This is a genomic window from Collinsella sp. AF37-9 (assembly GCF_003475115.1).
Taxonomy (GTDB): domain Bacteria; phylum Actinomycetota; class Coriobacteriia; order Coriobacteriales; family Coriobacteriaceae; genus Collinsella.
This window is the reverse complement of sequence record NZ_QROQ01000067.1, coordinates 1-752: the sequence shown is the minus strand read 5'-3', so window position 1 is coordinate 752 and position 752 is coordinate 1. Positions and strand designations below refer to the sequence as shown.

At 56.6% G+C, this 752-nt stretch carries 1 protein-coding gene; it reads right to left on the bottom strand.

Translation table 11 applies throughout. The annotated features are described in order from the left end of the window. Positions 1 to 124 precede the first annotated feature (124 nt). A complete protein-coding gene (locus tag DW024_RS09925) occupies positions 125 to 637 on the bottom strand; it encodes a PTS sugar transporter subunit IIB (RefSeq protein ID WP_118377608.1) in 513 nt (170 codons plus the stop codon). Positions 638 to 752 lie beyond the last annotated feature (115 nt).

The following is a 752-nucleotide window of genomic DNA, read 5'->3' as shown; positions in this document are numbered from 1 at the left end:
TGCAAAGACGAGCGTCGGTAAGACACGCCGAGGTCGCCGCGGACGGGCTGATATAGGGAGAGGGCCTGACCCCATATCGCTGGGGCCAGGCCCGATTTTGCCTCTTGACAATGTCCTGCTCATATTAAAAGGAACGTCCCCAAGTGCCAAGGGTGTCCCCAACGACTAGTTGAATGGGGTCGGGATTGGAGCTGGGGAGGTAGCGGATTTCTAGCTCTATGCCGAGTTCTTGCAGCTCTTTGAAGGCGGCGATGTCTGCGTCACTCACGGCAACCGCGGGCGTTATGGGACGCTTGCCCTCCCCTGCCTGCATATGGCCAATGCTGATCTTGGTGATCGGCACACCACCCTTAACCAGCGCGAGCGCATCGGCGGGTGAGGCCACCATGATCAGAATCCATTGACGCGGCGTTGCGGTATGAATGATATCGATGGTCCTTTGCACCGAGAAAAACCGCGTCCACACGCCCTCGGGCGCCGCCACCCTCATGGGTGCCCATTGGCGCGAATCCGCCGCGATCTCATCGTTGACGATTAAAACAAGGTTGGAACCCACGGCTTCGTTCCACAGCTCAACGTCTTGCCCGTAGATGAAACGGTCATCGATACGCGTGAGAAGGATCTTGGGTTGAGCCATGGCTGCCCCATTCTGTTTGAGACCCATACGAGCGGGACATCACGTCTCCAATATTAGTGCATTTAAAGTGGTTGATTTCCGATCTCAGCCGAACACACTGAGCAAATAGGCCGTT